This is a genomic window from Paenibacillus sp. EKM211P (assembly GCF_011066175.1).
In the GTDB taxonomy this organism is placed as follows: Bacteria; Bacillota; Bacilli; order Paenibacillales; family Paenibacillaceae; genus Paenibacillus; species Paenibacillus polymyxa.
This window is the reverse complement of record NZ_JAAMNS010000027.1, coordinates 1-17,473: the sequence shown is the minus strand read 5'-3', so window position 1 is coordinate 17,473 and position 17,473 is coordinate 1. Positions and strand designations below refer to the sequence as shown.

General features: G+C 43.3%; 12 protein-coding genes and 1 tRNA gene. 1 reads left to right on the top strand and 12 read right to left on the bottom strand.

Features of this window, described 5'->3' with window-relative positions:
- From G9G57_RS24965 to G9G57_RS24945, 3 genes are all read right to left on the bottom strand, one after another.
- On the bottom strand, nucleotides 1-486 hold the full coding sequence (locus G9G57_RS24965; protein ID WP_151256108.1) for a hypothetical protein: 486 nt from the start codon (nucleotides 484-486) through the stop codon (nucleotides 1-3).
- A 690-nt stretch (nucleotides 487-1,176) separates the two neighbouring features.
- The gene (locus G9G57_RS26105) at nucleotides 1,177-1,554 is read right to left on the bottom strand and encodes a TnsA endonuclease N-terminal domain-containing protein (RefSeq protein WP_019688695.1); all 378 of its coding nucleotides are present in this window, start codon (nucleotides 1,552-1,554) and stop codon (nucleotides 1,177-1,179) included.
- 990 nt (nucleotides 1,555-2,544) lie between these two features.
- Nucleotides 2,545-3,486: a zinc-binding dehydrogenase gene (locus tag G9G57_RS24945; RefSeq protein ID WP_164965652.1), complete on the bottom strand. Its 942-nt coding sequence runs from the start codon at nucleotides 3,484-3,486 to the stop codon at nucleotides 2,545-2,547.
- A gap of 121 nt (nucleotides 3,487-3,607) precedes the next feature.
- On the opposite strand from G9G57_RS24945, the gene G9G57_RS24940 reads away from it, so the two are divergent.
- A complete protein-coding gene (locus G9G57_RS24940; RefSeq protein WP_016818710.1) occupies nucleotides 3,608-4,486 on the top strand; it encodes a hypothetical protein in 879 nt (292 codons plus the stop codon).
- Nucleotides 4,487-5,457: 971 nt separating this feature from the next.
- On the opposite strand, the gene G9G57_RS24935 is transcribed toward G9G57_RS24940, so the two are convergent.
- The 9 genes from G9G57_RS24935 to G9G57_RS24895 form a co-directional block, all read right to left on the bottom strand.
- Nucleotides 5,458-5,676, bottom strand: a complete 219-nt coding sequence (locus tag G9G57_RS24935) for a hypothetical protein (RefSeq protein ID WP_051517969.1) — start codon at nucleotides 5,674-5,676, stop codon at nucleotides 5,458-5,460.
- A gap of 238 nt (nucleotides 5,677-5,914) precedes the next feature.
- Complete coding sequence (gene glmS, locus G9G57_RS24930) at nucleotides 5,915-7,747, bottom strand: glutamine--fructose-6-phosphate transaminase (isomerizing) (protein ID WP_153794763.1); 1,833 nt, start codon at nucleotides 7,745-7,747, stop codon at nucleotides 5,915-5,917.
- A gap of 631 nt (nucleotides 7,748-8,378) precedes the next feature.
- Nucleotides 8,379-9,719: a phosphoglucosamine mutase gene (glmM, locus tag G9G57_RS24925; RefSeq protein ID WP_017427765.1), complete on the bottom strand. Its 1,341-nt coding sequence runs from the start codon at nucleotides 9,717-9,719 to the stop codon at nucleotides 8,379-8,381.
- 59 nt (nucleotides 9,720-9,778) lie between these two features.
- Nucleotides 9,779-11,248 carry a CdaR family protein gene (locus tag G9G57_RS24920; protein WP_016818745.1) on the bottom strand — a complete coding sequence of 490 codons (1,470 nt, stop codon included), beginning with the start codon at nucleotides 11,246-11,248 and terminating at the stop codon, nucleotides 9,779-9,781.
- Nucleotides 11,245-12,078: a diadenylate cyclase CdaA gene (cdaA, locus tag G9G57_RS24915; RefSeq protein WP_013373237.1), complete on the bottom strand. Its 834-nt coding sequence runs from the start codon at nucleotides 12,076-12,078 to the stop codon at nucleotides 11,245-11,247. The genes G9G57_RS24920 and cdaA overlap by 4 nt, the downstream gene beginning before the upstream one ends.
- A 221-nt stretch (nucleotides 12,079-12,299) precedes the next feature.
- Complete coding sequence (locus G9G57_RS24910; RefSeq protein ID WP_017427767.1) at nucleotides 12,300-12,923, bottom strand: anti-sigma factor; 624 nt, start codon at nucleotides 12,921-12,923, stop codon at nucleotides 12,300-12,302.
- A gap of 150 nt (nucleotides 12,924-13,073) precedes the next feature.
- Nucleotides 13,074-13,640 (bottom strand): RNA polymerase sigma factor SigW, encoded by a 567-nt coding sequence (gene sigW / locus G9G57_RS24905; protein WP_013373239.1) that lies wholly within the window; start codon nucleotides 13,638-13,640, stop codon nucleotides 13,074-13,076.
- Nucleotides 13,641-13,831: 191 nt separating this feature from the next.
- A complete protein-coding gene (gene ppc / locus G9G57_RS24900; protein ID WP_164965651.1) occupies nucleotides 13,832-16,624 on the bottom strand; it encodes a phosphoenolpyruvate carboxylase in 2,793 nt (930 codons plus the stop codon).
- A 726-nt stretch (nucleotides 16,625-17,350) separates the two neighbouring features.
- A tRNA-Gly gene (locus G9G57_RS24895) sits at nucleotides 17,351-17,421 on the bottom strand.
- Nucleotides 17,422-17,473 lie beyond the last annotated feature (52 nt).

Genomic DNA, 17,473 nt, shown 5'->3' with positions numbered 1-17,473 from the left:
CTAGCAGCTGCTCGGCTCCCATGCGTGAAAGACAACAAAGAGCATCGTTCTACGCAAGAGAAGCGCTGCTTCCGGCTCCTCTGCTTCATTATGCTTGCTGCGGACGAGCCGCCCGAAGACGGACTTTGGTTTAACAATGGGGTTCGGAATTGGATTTGGGGGTTGGACAATGGATGTTCCTCCCATCGATGTAAGGCTTGCTGTAGGGTTCCGGCTGGCCAGCAGGAAGTCGGCCGTACCTCCGGATTCGGCACCGGAGCTGGCTTTATCGAAGCCAATGTTTAAGGGATATTGATACACTCTATGTACGATTTGTATATTCCCCCGCCTGGTGTGGATAAGTAAAGATCGGCTGCAGGGTAGTGAGCTTTTCCTGACGATTAGATGTGACGATGGTGCTGCATGAGGCTCAAAGAATGCTCCGTATGGCATGAACGGGACAGCCCTTGGATTGGCGGAGAATTCCAGCTTTTCAAAAATGCTCACGCGCTTCATCCTCCATCGGAATTGGGATAAGGTTGGATTTGTCCTTTCTGAACCTTCCGACGTCATGGAGCAACATATTCTCGGCTGTCATTTTCCACAATTGTCGGTCCCCGCATGCCGACTTGCTGGGTAGCCAGTGGACTGGTCTCTCGCGCACAGCTTGGATAGGTATAAAAACCATCAAATTCTATTTTCTATCATAATTGGAAGGTTGACCTATGTAGAATTATATCAAAATTTCCAAGAATGTATAGTAAAACTTCAGTTAAATTTGGTCTGTCCAACATAAGATGTTAATATTTTGCCTAAAAAGAGCAATGGAGAAGAAACGCTGGGAATGGTTTGCCATCAATCGAGGAATGCGACACGTGTCGACATTCAGACGGGGTGCCGGCCGATTTGGGAGATCCTCCCTGTAGATATTCTCTGTCGGTGCTCCGAATCCTTGCACTTTGCGATAACTTAACATGATTACCTGACAAATTTCTGGAAGCCTAGCTGAAAACGTGACTGGATGTCAGCTAGATATTCTGCTGGAAAATCCGCGAAAAATCCCGCAAGGTATCTTCCGTCAGATAAAAGAGATACCTCCCGATGGGAAAGCCATTTTCTAAAATAATCATGGATTGTAGAGTAGGCTGTATTAGATGAGTCATATCCACTCCCAATAGCGCTTCGCTATTAAATATTTCACGATTTGCATGCAGTACCCACTTGGTAAACCAAATAATTCATCTTGTTCTCTTGTAACTTTCGCAAAAAATATGCAATAAATTTTATACTTTCTTCTTGTTTTATTGTAAGTAACATATCTGTAGTCATAATGATGGGAAGCTTATTCTTGGGGTCAGTTGGATGTTTAATGCCTAACTTTTGTGCAATATAGAGGGTTTTATCTAGGGGTAATAAAGGAAATTGTTCGCGAATATCAATCACTTGCTCTGACCACTCCATTTGGTAATGATGTGTCAATTCAAAGTGTTTAGACAGATAATGGTGAAGTCGACCACTTTTCCAACCAAGAATTCGAGTAACTATCCCTATTGAAGGTACATCATGTACAGTCAACCAAGGTTTATATTCCGAAAAGCGGCCTTGACCTCTTCCTTCTTTGATTTTCCGTTGAATAGATGCTATAGATCTACTCCTAAGATATATTTTAGTTTTACATCAAAATACAAATGTAGAATATAACAACTCACAGCTTTATACAATAGCATAGTAAATTTTTTAGCTATATTTTACTTCGTAGCCTATTCATAGGCTACTCGTAGGGTATGAATAAGCTATAATATGGGCTATTAAGTAGGCATAATTAGTAAGCATATGGGTCGGGTTAAAACCTATTTGATATTCTCAATAGAGGTGAACTCATGAATACTTTGGGACACCAATGTAGAAATTTAAGACTACTCCATAAATGGACACAAGAGGAACTTGCTAATAAAATCGGGGTAAACAGGTTGTTTCTAATTGGGAGCGAAATGTAGCACGGCCTGAAATTAATCATTTAATAATCTTTAGCAAAGGTTTTTGATGTTACAACCGATTATTTACCCTGTATTGCTAATCAAATGCCGTTCCCCTACTGTGTGGACTCAATTGATACAATTCATTCGGACCTTAATAACGAGAAAATCATAAAATCCTTTGATCTTTTAGCATTTCTCTTCGGACAATAAAGTTGTGTACAAAAATCCAATATATGTGATTTATATTTTTTATTAAAATTCTAAAAATATGAACGTTAATTCCTTATAAATATGTTGTCCTGTTGTCCGAAGAAAATAAAGTATTAGACTGGTGAGCACTTCATTAAGCCAACTGGCAGAATAGTGAGAGAAAATGAACATTCTTAAAGCGGTGCCACTGAGGGTAGAGGAATAACTGTGTTGCTATTAAAGCTGGATGGATTACTATACGAAATATAAAGGTCAAATAGCCGGGTTCATTGAAAGGCAGCGGTACTCCCACTCAAACGAGTAAGGGTGTACTACTGCCGTTTCTTTTTCAGATTCGTTTTTAGATTCCTGGGATTATAGTTGCAAACTTATATAATCAATCTAAGCGAAGCACGGCTTTGCCCGAGAATTTCCGTTCCATAAGATTACGGGCAACGGTGTCAATTTCGGTCCAAGGCGCCTCCACTTGGATACGTGGGATTAACCGCTCATCTGTGACCAGCCGGGCCAGCAAACTCAGATCGTCCGCGGCTGATTGACGAGTGAGTTCCTCACCTAAAAAGAAGCTGTACAAGGTTCTTCCTCCGCTAGTCACCATATTCTTCATATCGATCATTGCGGTATTTGAAGAGGAAAATCCTACCGCAACACAAATCCCTTGGGGCGCTAGCTGCGGCAGCAACGCCGCCAGTGCATTGCCGCCTACTGAATCGATGATCAGATCGTACGGCCCAAATTTGCTGGCTGATGAAATTGCGGAATATCCAATGATCACTTCGTCGGATCCGACCTCCCGAACAAGCTCAGCCTTCTCTTCCGTGCTTGCCGTACCTACAACGTATGCGCCGGATTGGACTGCAAGCTGATGGGCGAATAGCCCAACTCCGCCGCTAGAGCCTGTAATGAAAATCCGTTTGCCAAGCAGCATGCCGCCTTTTCGAAGTGCATAAAGAGCCGTGAGCCCTGCTACGGGGAGGGTAGCCGCCTCCGTAAAAGTGAGTTTGTCTGGGATTTCGGCCAACAACGATACGGGAGCAGCCACCTGCTCGCTCCAGGCTCCCATCGGGAGCAAACCAACAACCCTAGCCCCTTTTTGCGGTCCTGCGCCGTTCTCTGTCGGCTCGATGACAATCCCGGCGAAATCCCAGCCAGGACGGCTAGATATTTCCTGATTTTTAGCGTCACTCACTTCACCGCGGTTGAGTGAGACGGCCTTCACTTGCACAAGCGCTTCCCATGGCTTAGGCTGCGGGGCGTCAACTTCCTTGAAGGCCAAATGCGACGGGGCATGCGGATCAACAACAATAGTACGAATCATATCGGTTTTCCTCCATGTTGGTTATGGTCATTAGATGACCTTCATTTCAATGAGGAGTATACTTTAAATAAAGGTTCGGCCCAAGTGCAGAACTACACTTCATAAGAGAAGGGAAGAGAAGATGGATATAGATACGGAGAATTCCAGACATAGAATCGTAATGGGAGAAATTGAAGCCCTGCGGATAAAACGCCAGCAAAAGCTTGTCGATCGACCTCAACCCTCCTTGAAACGATTTACTCAACAAGAGCTGAACGACGAGGCTTTTCCTTCGTATAAAAATCTGCTGGTTGGACGTACCCGCCGCATACCGACCCGCCAGACGATAATAAATATTGCAGAATATCTTGAGTGTACATCCGACGAGCGTAACGATTTGCTTTTGGCAGCCGGCTTTCTTCCAATTCAGACCGAATTGTATGGACGGTCGTTGGAGCGTGCATTAGAGTGGGCTCAGCAAACGATGAGGAGTATCCCTTTTCCCGCCATGGTCGTAACACATACTCAGGACATCAAGGGATTAAATGAGCCGTTTCATCAATTGTTCGAAATCCCTCTCGACCGTTCATATGACGGTTTAATGAATAGGGTCGATTTACATTTTAATTCTGGTTTTCCTATCCGGTCCCGCTCCACGTTTGACAAGGCGTCGTTTAAGCAGTGGGAGGAGCACATCATAAACGGAATACAAGCCTTTAAGAGTGAGCACATGCTCTCGCGTTATGATGCGTGGTATCAAAAATTGCTGGATAGAGTTCAGAAATATAACGCGTGCGAATATCTGAGTGTGCCGGATGTAGGGGGAAATGTTGATCAAATACAAACAATTCTAGCCAGAATAGAAAGCTCCGGAGACCTTATTCCCGTACGCTACAGACAGGTTTCGATTTCCGCAGGCGGCCGCTTATATCCGCAAATTGAGGTTTTCCTACCGGTAGATTCTGCCGCGCGCACAGTTTTCGAGAACCTGGGATGTCCAGCTGATTGTACATTTGTCTAATCCGATACTTACAAGAAGATGGAATCAAAAAGTTATTGGTAGCTGATAATTCAGAATAGGTGGTTTATTAAACTATTGGGGAACGTTAGTTGAATGACAACAGCGGCAGTCTAAGGCTTTATTTTCACCGAACACCTGTCATTAACTTTTCTAATATTTCTTTACCATAATATCGATTTCTATTTAAACCAAAGCTGCCGACTTGATTTTAACAAATCCTGATGACACTTGTTCATCAGGATTTTGATTTTACTAAAAGTGATTCTTTTATTATGTTTCCTTAATATTTAGCACACAACTTTATTGTTTAGTACATAACTTTATTGTCTGTAGACAGCATTTCTAAATTCTGGTTTTCGAATTGAATTAAATGAGCAGTATTAGAACAACAAGATTTGAATCTAATCGGTAAAAATATTACCCTTTTTAATAGAGCATTTTCTGTCTCTCCTTTAAAGAAAAGATATAGTAAATGGAAAATTTTAGTACCCATTAGTTCACTTAAAGAAGTAGCGCCTCACACCTTCTTTTACAATTTAATTAACTATGTGATAGCTGATGATTCTTTTACCACCAATCTACATTCTTCATAATCTTCAAATTCATTTCTTATGTAAATTGATTTTAGATCAGTTGGGATATATCTAATGCTGAGATTCGAACCGCCTTCTTTCAAAGCTCTTTCTAACCATTTCTCACGTACGGCTCTTGAGCAAGTATAAAAAAACTGCTGAAACAGAAACCGTGGGGTGTTACAAAAGCAATATGCTAAGTGAATTTAGGGATATGAATTATTACACTCCTTTCTCTATTCATATTATAGTCATTGTTAATTTTTTTATATATAAATGCCAGGAATAATTGGTATACGGATAATTCGTGACTTTTATGTACCAAGATTAAAATGAGTATTTCTAAGACATATTATTAAGGAACTCCCGTAAAAGATTAGTACCGAACAATCTTCAGTTTTATAAAATCAATAATTTCATCTCTATCTTCTTTAGTAAGTTTTCGAAACAAAGAATAAGTTCTAATTCCTGAGCTTCAATGGCTAAATTAAAAATAGTGTTCTTTGATACAGGCGTATCTCCAACGATTAACCACTCTATATGGGAATTGAAGTTTTCTTTAATTGCTATAATTATATCAAGAGAGGGTCTGTATTTATCTTGCTCCAGCTCACTCAACGTTCCTTGAAAAATTCAAAATCATATTTGCAAACTTTATTTGATTTAAGTTGTTTGTTTTTCTAATCGTTCGAATTCGTTGGCCTATTGTAGACATAATTGCCCTCCTAAACTAAAAAGATCCCGATATATCATCGGGATCTTTCTTGATGTTTGTAAAATGACTAGTTCCAGACTTTTTTTACTGGTTCCACACTTTTTTTATCACCAGACAATGAATTTAGAATTTTACTAAAGCTTATTCTACAGTAACACTTTTCGCCAGGTTACGTGGTTTATCAACATCATGACCTAGTGCAAGCGATGCGTAGTAAGCCAACAGTTGGAGAGCTATAACTGAAATGGCAGCCGACAGAATCGGAAGTGTTTTTGGAATTGCAAATACTTGATCTACGGATTTCAACAGCTCGACAGCATGCTCTTCATATGTGATTGCAAGCACGTCACCGCCACGAGCTTTGACTTCCTTAATGTTGCTCACGGTTTTTTCCAACACGGATTCCTGTGTTACCAAAGCGATAACTGGAATTCCCTCTTCGATCAATGCCAGTGTACCATGCTTCAGTTCACCCGCAGCATATGCCTCGGAATGAATGTAGGAGATTTCCTTGAGCTTCAGGGAACCTTCCTGTACTACAGCATAGTCTTGACCACGACCAATAAAGAATAAGTGCTTGTTGCTAGCAATTTGCTCAGCATAGGCTTTGATCGCATCTGCTTTACCCAACATCTCTTCTACTTGCTCTGGCAGTGATTCCATAGCAGCCAGCACATGAGCTACTTGCTCATCCGTTTGTATGCCACGTACTTGAGCCAGATACAGACCCAACAGATAAAACGCAATCAACTGGGATGAATACGCTTTGGTGGAGGCTACGGCAATTTCCGGTCCTGCCAGTGTAACCAACACATCATCTGCATCACGGGCGATGGAGCTGCCGACTACATTTGTAATCGCCAGTACATGAGCCCCGTTTGCTTGTGCTTCACGCAGTGCTGCCAATGTATCAGCAGTTTCACCGGATTGACTCACCACGATCACTAATGTCTCTGGTGTTACGATAGGAGAACGGTAGCGGTACTCGGAAGCTACATCGTTTTCTACCGGAATACGAGCCATACTTTCAATAACCGTACGGCCAATCAAACCAGCATTGTAAGCTGTACCACACGCTACAATTTGAATGTTGCGGATATTTTTAATTTGTTCTTCTGTCAGCTTCAGCTCTGGAAGAACAACTTTTTTAGTATCTTTATCGATACGACCCAACATCGTGTCACGGTAAGCCTTAGGCTGTTCGTGAATTTCTTTCAACATGAAATGCTCATAGCCGCCTTTTTCCGCTGTAACAGCATCCCATTCGACATGAATCATTTCCCGAGAAATAAATTGGCCTTCGATTGTCATTAATTCGACAGCATCACTAGTCAGAACAGCCATTTCGCCATCGTTCAAAATAAATACATTGCGTGTATATTTCAGAATAGCCGGAATGTCGGAACCGATAAAGTTCTCGCCTTCTCCCACACCAATAACCAACGGACTGGCTTGACGAACAGCTACCAGCTTATTAGGCTCGTGCTCGGTCAGCACTCCCAGTGCAAAAGCACCGCGCATAAAGGTAATTGCTTTTTGTACTGCTTTAACAATATCTCCTTCATACTCACGCGCAACCAGATGGGAAATGATTTCTGTATCCGTTTCGGAAATAAAGGTATGACCTTCGCTGATCAGCTGTTCCTTCAGTTCCAGATAGTTCTCAATAATTCCGTTGTGAACTACAGAGAACTTTTGGCTCTCATCCAAATGCGGATGGGAGTTTTCATCAGAAGGCTTACCATGCGTTGCCCAACGTGTATGTCCGATGCCTGCATGACCTACCAACGGTGTACCATCCAGTTTAGCTTCTAGGTTCGCCAGACGACCTTTTGCCTTGGCTACTTGCAGTCCTGAATCTGTAAACACGGCAATACCCGCAGAGTCATACCCGCGGTACTCCAGCTTCTTCAGTCCGTCAATCAATACCTCTTGCGTATTCTGATTACCAATATATCCTACAATGCCACACATATTCGTTATCCTCCCGATCATCATTTCACAAGACGACTCATCACAGGACTAACGTGTGCGGTAGATTGTGGAATAAAGTTCATTCATCTATGAAGTTGTCAATGATAACTATAGAATTTACAGGCATCTCTTCACGAATGTAACGAAATTCCCAAACCGCGCACGCCAATGATGATGGCCGCACATTCATGAAATGAATCTTATAATTTAGGTTATAAAATAATTAGGGCATCTACCGGTGCGTTGTGTAAACAGTTGCCTGTTCATTTTCCGCTGCCGGTTTACGGGTTGATGCTTCACCGGAAGGTCCCCGCCGAATGTTTCGAACACCTTCACCTCGTCAGCTTGCTTTGTCGTGAACCGATTGCGAGCAACATCATCTCAACGGAATCTATTGCTTCTCCACCAAGTTCCCCCGCACAAAATCAAGCTCTGGCGCTTGTAATACGTCACCTCACAACCCTCGCTTTCTCTATCTGAGTCACAGCATCCCTATATTATATTCAGCAGAGCATCATTTGGCAATGACACTTTATTCATAATTACACCCTAAAGGCATTAAAGCATTAGTGAATAACCGCAAACGCGGTTGCCTGCTTGTGTTTAACAGGCAACCCACGTTTACAAAATTTTAAACTAATTCTTTTTTCACGACATCTACGATCTGTCCGACAAATTGCTCCAGCTCATCCTTATCCGGGCCTTCGGCCATCACACGAATAAGTGACTCTGTACCTGAAGCACGGACCAATACACGCCCATTATCGCCCAATTGTTGTTCCACCTGTTCAATCGCTTCTGCAATCGCAGGGTTCCCCTCGTAATTACGTTTGTCCTGCACACGTACATTTACAAGAACTTGTGGATATTGTTTCATAAGCGATTTTAGTTCGCTCATCTTCTTGCCAGAAGCTTTCAGGGTATCTACCAATTGAATCCCCGTCAGCATGCCATCGCCTGTCGTATTGTGGTCCAGGAAAATAACATGACCAGACTGCTCACCGCCCAGATTAAATCCACCCCGACGCATTTCTTCCATCACATAACGGTCTCCGACCGCAGTTTTTGCAGTCTTGAGAGCTAGCTTTTCAGTAGCTTTATAAAAACCGATATTACTCATTACTGTCGATACAATAGTGCTGTCCTTGAGTTTTCCAGCCCGGTTCATTGCATCTCCGCAAATACAGAGAATATAGTCTCCATCAACCTCTTCCCCGTTCTCATCAATTGCGATTAGGCGATCGGCATCGCCGTCAAAGGCAAGACCAATGTCCGCTTTCAAGCGGCGCACTTCCTCTTTTAGCTTTTCAGGATGAGTCGAGCCGCAATGATCATTGATATTCAATCCGTTTGGCTCCGCGCCGATCGTATGCACTTCAGCTCCCAAATCCGCAAAAAGCTTCGGCGCCAGCTCATAAGCTGCTCCGTTTGCACAGTCCAATACTATTTTTAGGCCTTCAAAAGAATGACTGATTGTTGTTTTCAAAAACTCCAGATAATCGTAGCGGGAATGCTCGTCTACAACAACCGTGCCCAATCCGCTGCCAATCGGACGAGGCAATTGGTCTTCTTTCGCATCCATGAGCTCTTCAATTTTCAATTCCGTTTCATCGGTTAATTTAAACCCATCGCCGCCAAAAAACTTAATCCCGTTGTCCTCAACAGGATTGTGAGATGCTGAGATCATGACACCAGCGTCCGCTTTCAATTGCCGTGTGAGATATGCCACCCCAGGCGTCGAAACAATACCTAGGCGAACCACATTAGCCCCAATAGACAACAAGCCGGCTACCAGTGCCGATTCCAACATCAGTCCAGATATCCGTGTATCCATACCAATAACAACTGTCGGTTTCTCTACATTACCTGCTAAAACATATCCGCCGCAGCGGCCAATGCTATATGCCAGTTCGGCTGTTAGTTCCTGATTAGCAACGCCTCGTACACCATCTGTACCAAAATATTTCCCCATGTAAAATGACTCCCTTTTTTTGTCTAATAATCTTGATCATTTACTACAGATAAAACATGTTATGGCTGACCGTTCTCCGAGGTTCCATTCGCAGAAGATTCTGCGCCGTTATGAGGACTTGTTTTATCCTCCGCAGCTGCGTTGTCCCCGGTATTTGCGTCAGAGTTGCCACCTTGATTGCCTTGCCCCTCCTGTGGCCTCTCCTGCCCCTTATCACCACTACCAGAGGGGTTTGATTCATTCTCACTATTCGGATTCGTTACAGCAGGCGTAGAAGGGCTCTCAATGTTTACCGTTGCCTTTAGTTGGCCGGCATTCCCGGCTTGCGTAATGTATTTAGGCAAGCCTACTTTTAGGGTAACCTCGTGTTGACCAGCCGCGAGGCCACTTACATTTGCCACCAAACTAACGTCATCATTGGTTAAATTGTTTACCAAATCCTGCGGGCCCTTCACAGTAACATCCATCGTCTTGCCTGCCGGTGCTATAATAGTTGCGTTAGCTCCATCTCCTGCACCTTGTAAAACGATTGGGATGCCTGACAGCGTCCGTTCCGTATCTGTTACTTCATTGGAAGGAACGACGGTCACCTGAATTTGTATTAACCCTGGCTCGATTTTATCAGAACCTGAGGGAGCTGCCAAATTAGCTTGAACTGTACGGGTCCCCGCTTCTGTAAACTGACTCAGATCGAGTGTAGCCGTGACATAAGAGCTCAGGCTGCTTAATACATCCTGTGATGCATATACCGCTGCTTCCTTCACATTTGCGTTTACTTTAGAAAGCGCCAATCCGTCTGGCAGCTCTCCGGAATAGACTATCTTGACAGGCACAGACTTCGCCTGCTGAGTGACCGGGATTTCAACTGACACAGTGGATGGCTCAATGACCGCACCTGTGAGTTCCTGCCCCTTTTTGTTATAGGCCTTCAGCTTTACCCGTTTCTGTTCAAACTTTTCTGAGATGCCATCCGTGTTAACAGCCCCTTGCACCGCAGTAACGGTATTCAGCTGGCTTTTGGGTAAGGTAACCTTTACCGTTTGAGGAGCAATCACAGGCTTACCGAGCTGTAGCCCCGCATCTGGACTACCCTTAGGTACTATAGATACATTAAATGATTTCGTTTGTTTTTCCTCAATTGTTACTGTAACACGGTTAGGAGTCATGGATACCAATTCCACCCCATCCGGCAAATCCGGTTCAAGTGACAATGTTTTAGTGCCTGCTCCTAAGCCGCTTAAGTTTAATTTTGCCTGATAATTATCCGCGAAAAAAGTAGTCAGGACAGAGCGCTGTCCTCTGACCTCCATCTTTACATGATCAGTGTCCATCGTAGACAGCACATATTTTGAATCATCCAGACCACTGGCCTGAATGGCCACATTATCAATTATTTTATTATTGTAGGAAACGGTCAATGTAGACGAAGGAGTACCTGTATCCAGATGAACCATTCCCCACAGCATTATAGCAACCGCAAGCGCCAATATCTTGGAAATCGTATTATTGTTAATCCATTTGTCCATCATGAATTTCCACGGCCTCCCCTCCGATTCCAGAATGAGCCGCGTTTTTCCTTCAAAGACGGTGTTGGCCGCAACTCCTCATACAGCTTGGAGATTAGGGATTCCTCCTTAATGTCACGCACGACCTGACCATTGATAGCCAACGAAATTTGCCCTGTTTCCTCCGATACCACGACAGTTACGGCATCCGTTACCTCACTCACCCCAATTGCAGCCCGATGACGGGTTCCCAACTCCTTGCTAATGAAGGGATTTTCCGATAATGGCAAATAGCAGGCCGCAGAGGCAATCTGTTTATTTTGTATAATCACCGCACCATCATGCAAAGGCGTATTGGGAATAAAGATGTTAATTAGCAGTTCAGAACTAACTACGGCCTGTGTCTTGATACCAGACTCCGTATATTCGTTCAGTCCTGTCTCGCGCTCGAATACGACCAATGCTCCTATTTTTCTACGTGATAAATAATTCAGCGCCTTAATCATTTCTCCAATTAACTTATTGATCTCTTCATCATCTACTGACGAACGCCCAAATAGTTTACCACGCCCCAACTGCTCTAGAGCACGACGTAACTCAGGCTGAAAAATAATAAAAATAGCCACTACACCAAAGGTGAACATCTGATTCATCAACCACTTGAGCGTGTACAAATCAAACCAGGTACTAACCGCCCAAATAACGACCAGGAACAGAATCCCTTTTAACAATTGAACTGCTCGCGTTCCGCGAACAAGTAAAATAAGCTGATACATAATATAGGTTACGATTAAAATGTCGATAATATCTTTAATGGACTCTTTCCAAGTCAGGTCCGCAAAATAATCCAACATGCGCATGCCCCCGCAATTTTCTGTAGTGAGTGGGTGTAATATGTACACAGTATGCTCTCTCTATCTAGGTTATAACGATCAGGCTCGCGTTGCAAGCTGTGCGACAAAAGAATCGCCAAAATCAGTAAAATACAGTACAATTCGCCAGACCTAGATACAAAAAAACGCCTTTTCCAGCGGAAAAAGGCGCTCGATATCGTTCTTGCCATTTCAAGCTTCTTTTATGGAGAAGACGGTCCCCCGAACAAATCGGTAACCTTGTACCAAATCCAGTCCAAGGTTTGATCGATACTTTTAACCTGTCCTGCAATATGGGCGGTTGAAGCTTGATAGTACGAGCCGTCAATCACAGTAAGATTTCCTTCTACATCACCGTATACACGTGCCTCACCATTCTGTACTGTTAAATCTCCGGCAATGGATTTCCCTTCAGGTACAATTACAGTATCGCCCTGAATAACAACTTGATCTAGATTGCTTCCTTTGACTACTAATTGATGGTCCGTGCTAGAAAAGCTGGCCATACTTGAGCATATCACAATAAGGAAGAAGGCGGCGGCTGTTACAGCGGGATGCCTCTTCACCCAAGCTAGCATAGGCACCGCAGGCTGTCGTTTATGCGGCGGCAAAGCATTCATAATGCGAAATGTCAGCTCATCCGATACACACGGCACTTGATGATAGCGTGTACCGTAAAGCATCGCATCCGTCCGCTCCAGCTCTTTAAAACGCATGCGGCATTCCGGGCAGACTAACAAGTGTTGTTCCAACTCATGTTTGTCCTGCTCAGACAGGTCGCCATCTAGATAGTCATGCATAAAAGAGACGGCTTGTTTGCAATCCATATGAGCCAATCCTTTCTAATATTCTTCCGTGTTTCTCAACATAACATGCTCCGGCTTAGAAACTTTGCTCATCTTACATACGTTACAACGAACATTATGTTTCATAAAAACATCTACGCAGGCTCTTTTCCTAGAATGTATGCACAGCATTTATAGCTTGTGCTCCAGTTTTTTGCGTAAAAAATCCCGTCCCCTGTGTACTCTTGTCTTAATTGTGGTAACTGGGAGATTGAGCACATCGCTAATTTCCTGTAAGGAAAGCTCCTGCAAATATCGTAGAACCATAATCGTCTTGTATTTATCCGGAAGGCTGTCAATGGCGTCATGAATTAAAGCTTGCGTTTCCGACAACAGCGTACTCCCTTCAGGGGTAAGCTCTTCACTAGCAAGCATGGCGTACCCATCAACACCTTCTTGATCATTCATTTCAGCATCAAGTGAGTATGTAGGTTTTCTCCTTCGCAGACGATCAATGCACAGATTTGTAGCAATCCGATAAATCCAGGTTGAGAACTTCTGTCCATGGTCATACTTTTCCAAGTTACGATACACACGCAAAAAAGTTTCCTGCACCAAATCCTCCGCCTCATGACGATTACCTAGCATCCGGTAGGAAAGATGAAAAATCCGATCTTTATATAACTCGACTAACTCCGCAAAAGCTCGCTGATCACCTTTCTGCACCAGCCTAACCAAGCGGCTTTCCATATTATCCACTCTATACTCCCCCAGACTTGCTGATGGGTTACTTATTACATGTTTATGATTATTCATCGTAGTTTAATTTTATCCAGAAATCAACTGTAGCCTTGTTACTAACTGCAAGCACGCCTACCATCAATATACAAACAGCACAATCGGGCACCCCATGAGTACCCGATTGCCTGTTTTCGTACAACCGTACTATATCAGCCCGTATTTCTTAAGCCTGCTGCAATTCCGTTAATTGTCAACAATACCTCACGCAGCATTTCAGTGTCATCACCGTTCTGATCCCTCAGCTCCCGTAGCTCACTTAGCAATTGAACCTGCAAGTAACTTAACGGATCGACATAAGGATTACGCAACCGGATAGATTCCTGAATAACCGGCACGTCGTCCAAAATCTCGGATTGTCCGGTTATTTTCAAAATCAACTCAGATGTCAGCTTGAACTCCGCTGAAATCTGCCCGAAAATACGTTGCCGGGCCTCTTCTTTATCCGACATCCCAGCGTACTCTTCTGCAATCAGTAAATCCGCTTTAGCGATTGCCATTTTCAGTGTATCAATAAGTGACCGGAAGAAAGCAGAGTCCCTAAACATCGTTTGCAACACTTTAAGATTATCCTCATTGTTTTGATAGAAGCTTTGCAAGCCTGTTCCAGCCGCATACCATGCAGGTAACAAGTAACGGCTTTGTGTCCATGCGAAAACCCACGGAATGGCGCGCAAGTCCTCAAAACGTTCACTGTTCTTACGCTTGGAGGGACGAGATCCGATATTCAGTTCCCCCACCTCGGGCAACGGTGTAGATTCTTTGAAGAAGTTGAAGAAATCCGGATCCCGGAAAATCAAATCCTGATACTTATCCAGTGATACTTGGGAAATGCGGGCGATAATCTCCTCCCAGCTATCCTCAAACACTTCCTTCTTCCCGGAACGATGATATGCCACAGCTGTAATCAGCGCCGATGTTGCCTGCTCCAAGCTCCGGTACGCAATGCCTCTAAGCGAGTATCGGGACGATAGTACTTCGCCTTGCTCCGTGATTTTTATTCCGCCTCCAATCGTATGAGGAGGTTGAGCCAAAATACTGCGATTAAGTGGCATTCCTCCACGTCCGAGCGCACCTCCACGTCCGTGGAAAAACTTCACTTTTACGCCAAACTCATTAACTACTTCGGTAATTCTATTCATAGCGACCCGAAGTTCCCAGTTCGCTGTAACTACACCGCCATCTTTATTACTGTCCGAGTATCCCAGCATAATCTCCTGAAGGTGGTCCATCGCAGCCACAGATTGTCGATATACAGGCAAGTTCATCAATCTTCTCATAATATCAGGTGCAGCGTGTAGATCATCTATTGTTTCGAACAAAGGAACGGATTGCAGCGTACAGATAACAGTGCCATCCTTCTCGATGCGGAACAGGCCCACCTCTTTGGATAAGACCATAACCTCCAGTACGTCACTCGCTCCCTCAGCCATACTGATCAAGTAGCTTGTAATGGACTGCTTGCCGAATTCCTCCTGAGCTAAATAAATCGTACGATATACGTCAAGACATTCCTGTGTGCTATCGCTATATCTTAAATATGGCGAAGTAATCGGACGAGGTTCATTCAGCAGCTTTTCCAGCAGATTTATTTTTTCTTCTTCTGACAGCTTACTGTAATCCGACACAATATTCATTTTAGAAAGAATTTCAGTCATCGCACTTTCATGTTCTTGACTATGCTGACGCACATCCAGTGTAGCTGTATGGAATCCAAACAACTCTACCTGGCGAATCATCTTTTGAATATATGTGTTTGCCACATAATCGGCAAAATGATGACGCAGGCTGTTGTCAATAACATTTAGGTCTGCAATGAGCTCTTCCGCAGAATTATAACGCTCATGGGTACCCTGTTTGCTTTCATCCAAAACGTTATTCACCTTAGCAATCATATATGCCAGTTTGATGCGATAAGGCTCTTTTTCGTTATGCCATACTTCCATTTTTTTAAGTGTGATGTGGGCGCGATCTTCTTCAATAGAAGCCAACAAATCATCAGAAACTCGCACAATGCTGGTACTGAAGCTCAAGTAACCCATGAGTTCTTTCAGCGTGTGCTGATATTCTCTCAAAGCCAACTTGCGCTGCATACGTAATGTTTCCCAAGTCACATGAGATGTAACAGATGGATTCCCGTCTCGGTCTCCACCGATCCAAGAACCAAATCTCAAATAAGTTGGAATGTGCCATTTTTGCTCAGGATAATATTTGACCAAACATCGTTCCAGTTCTTGGTATACATCCGGCAATACATGAAACAAGGTCTCATGAAAATAATACATTCCATTTCTTACTTCATCTAATACAGTTGGCTTTCGATCACGTAGCTCATCGGTCTGCCACAATGTAATTACTTCATTAAGCAGATTTTCCCGTACCTGTTCTCGCTCACGCAAGGTAAGCATCGGATTATCCAGCAGCATGACGTCTTCGGAAATACGTTTGTGGATATCCAGGATTACTCGTCGTGTTGCTTCTGTAGGATGTGCAGTCATGACCAGCTCCAAAGAGAGTTCATTCAGCATGTTGCTAACGTCCTCTGCGGAGAAGCCTCCTTGTTTAAGCTCCTGAACGGAACTTTCGATAGAACCGGGTTGAACCTCTTCACCAGCGGAATGCTCATAATCCCGCTTACGACGAATACGATGGTTCTGCTCAGCGATATTCACCAACTGAAAGTAAATCGCAAACGCGCGAATAACCTGGTGACGAATATCCGTATCCAGTCCACTGACCATTTGTTTGAAATTCTCGTATAACTCCGGCTGATACCCGGCACGTAACGATTTACTTGCCTCACGTATTTTCTCCACGATATCCAAAAGTTCGTTGCCACCCTGATGAACCAAAACCTCACCAAGAATATTTCCTAGAAAACGAACGTCCCGCCGTAGCAGATTGTTGGATTGGTTTTTGTTAGCGGTTAACGTAAGCTCAGTCATGCTTTTCCCCCCATCTGATCTGTTCCACACCTATTCAGTTGTAGCAAAGGTACGTATACACACGAAATTTGACACTTTCTTAACATCATACAATAAAAACGTATGAAAAGCTGCAAAATTTACAGGAAAAAATCATGCTTTTGAAATACTTTTTTGGAGAATATATTGGTTATATATACATAATAATGAAATTTAAAAATTAAATCTGATTTTATAGCTATTGATGTGCGAAACTTTATGCACAGTCTCTTTTAAAAGGTGCGTTTTCAAAGGTACAAATTCTTGTGTCATGATGTGTATATGTTTATTATTTGTTGACAAAGTGAAATTCATTGCGCTCTATCCACAAAGATATACACAAAAAAGCCATAATCTCAGTATTCTAAATCTGTTTACTCATTAATTTCTACGTGTTACCCACATAAATAAAGAAGAGTGTGCACAACAAAAGGAGCAAATGTAAAGTTATCACCATGAATTTCGCAACATAATAATTATAGGATTCCTATTTTCAATGGATTTGATCACGAATTTAGCCTTACTACAGGAAAAAGGGGGCCGTAAGAGGGGAAATCCGGGTCTAGGTGATAAAAGCCTATATAGGATATGCACAAGTCATCCCCAACCGTGCATGACAAGAGGCATCATTTAATGCTCTATATACATAGAAGTTAATGTATTGTGGACAAAATAAAAAGAAGCCTTTCGGCTTCTAGGTAATCGGTAAGCGGGTGATGGGAATCGAACCCACGCTATCAGCTTGGAAGGCTGAAGTTCTACCATTGAACTACACCCGCAAATCAGTATCGGGATGACACGATTTGAACATGCGACCCCCTGGTCCCAAAC

Coding starts and splice junctions, on each gene's coding strand:
- glmM (WP_017427765.1), bottom strand. CDS start 9,719: ATGGGGAAATATTTTGGTACAGATGGTGTACGAGGCGTTGCTAATCAG.
- G9G57_RS24945 (WP_164965652.1), bottom strand. CDS start 3,486: ATGATTCGTACTATTGTTGTTGATCCGCATGCCCCGTCGCATTTGGCC.
- G9G57_RS24910 (WP_017427767.1), bottom strand. CDS start 12,923: ATGGATTGCAAACAAGCCGTCTCTTTTATGCATGACTATCTAGATGGC.
- glmS (WP_153794763.1), bottom strand. CDS start 7,747: ATGTGTGGCATTGTAGGATATATTGGTAATCAGAATACGCAAGAGGTA.
- cdaA (WP_013373237.1), bottom strand. CDS start 12,078: ATGTTGGATTATTTTGCGGACCTGACTTGGAAAGAGTCCATTAAAGAT.
- G9G57_RS24940 (WP_016818710.1), top strand. CDS start 3,608: ATGGATATAGATACGGAGAATTCCAGACATAGAATCGTAATGGGAGAA.
- ppc (WP_164965651.1), bottom strand. CDS start 16,624: ATGACTGAGCTTACGTTAACCGCTAACAAAAACCAATCCAACAATCTG.
- G9G57_RS24920 (WP_016818745.1), bottom strand. CDS start 11,248: ATGATGGACAAATGGATTAACAATAATACGATTTCCAAGATATTGGCG.